Origin of the sequence: Pseudomonas arcuscaelestis (genome assembly GCF_016881005.1) — a bacterium.
In the GTDB taxonomy this organism is placed as follows: Bacteria; Pseudomonadota; Gammaproteobacteria; order Pseudomonadales; family Pseudomonadaceae; genus Aquipseudomonas; species Aquipseudomonas arcuscaelestis.
Genome location: NZ_JACOPV010000056.1, coordinates 1 through 1,229 on the forward strand (window position 1 = coordinate 1; position 1,229 = coordinate 1,229).

At 63.1% G+C, this 1,229-nt stretch carries 1 protein-coding gene; it reads right to left on the minus strand.

Annotation, left to right across the window (positions count from 1 at the left end; all coding sequences use genetic code 11):
• Positions 1–43: 43 nt before the first annotated feature.
• A partial coding sequence (gene amn / locus H8F21_RS29185) for an AMP nucleosidase (RefSeq protein ID WP_203585833.1) occupies positions 44–1,229 on the minus strand: 1,186 nt, incomplete at its 5' end.

Below are 1,229 nucleotides of genomic sequence, written 5' to 3' on the forward strand. Positions count from 1 at the left end.
GACAATGCTAGTGGCCTGACCGTTAAATAACCATCCCAACCGCTTAGCGGAACGGCGGCTCGTCGAAGCTGCGCAGTTTGCGCGAGTGCAGCGAGTTGAGCTCGGTGCGCAACAGATCCACTGCCTCGATGCCGATCTTCAAGTGCTGGCTGACCGCACGCTCATAGAACGCGTTAGCCGAGCCGGGCAGCTTGATTTCGCTGTGCAGCGGTTTGTCCGACACACACAACAAGGTGCCATACGGCACGCGCAGTCGATAACCTTGGGCCGCGATGGTGCCGCTTTCCATGTCCACGGCCACGGCGCGAGAGAGGTTGATCAGCGGTCGTTCCTGGGCCCAGCGCAGCTCCCAGTTGCGGTCGTCGTAGGTCAGCACGGTGCCGGTGCGCAGGCGCTTTTTCAGCTCTTCGCCTTTTTCGCCGGTGACGTTGGCCGCCGCTTGCTGGAGCGCCATCTGCACTTCCGCCAGGGCCGGGATCGGGATGTTCGGCGGCACCACGCGGTCGAGAATCCCGTCGCGGCGCATATAGGCGTGGGCCAGTACGTAGTCGCCGATGGTCTGGGATTGGCGCAGGCCGCCGCAGTGGCCAATCATCAACCAGCAATGCGGACGCAGCACGGCCAGGTGGTCGGTGATGTTCTTGGCGTTGGACGGGCCGACGCCAATGTTTACCAGCGTCACGCCGTGGCCGTCGGTGGCTTGCAAGTGATACGCCGGCATCTGGTAACGATGCCACACCACGCCTGCGGCAATGGCCGACGCTTCGCCGTGGTCCATGCTCTTGTCGATCACCACGTTGCCCGGCAGCACCATGCGGATAAAGCGCGGGTCGCTGCGCAGTTGTTCAAGGCCATGCAGGATGAACTGGTCGACATAACGGTGGTAGTTGGTCAGCAGAATCCACGGCTGCACATGGCGCCAGTCGCTGCCGGTGTAGTGCACCAGGCGGCGCAGGGAGAAGTCCACACGAGCGGCATCAAACAATGCCAGGGGCAGCGGGTCGGTGTTTTCCCAGTCGTACAGGCCATCGGCGATGCCATCGGTGGCGGCCGACAGGTCGGTGCTCGGGAATACGCGGGCCAGGGTGGCGGCGGTCACGCCGGAGCCGGCCAGTTCGTCGCCCTGCTCCACCACATACGGGTATGGAATGTTCTGTTGGCTGACGCCCACTTCCACCGTCACGGTGAAGTCGTGCATCAGCGGCACCAGTTGTTCCAGCAGGTATTTA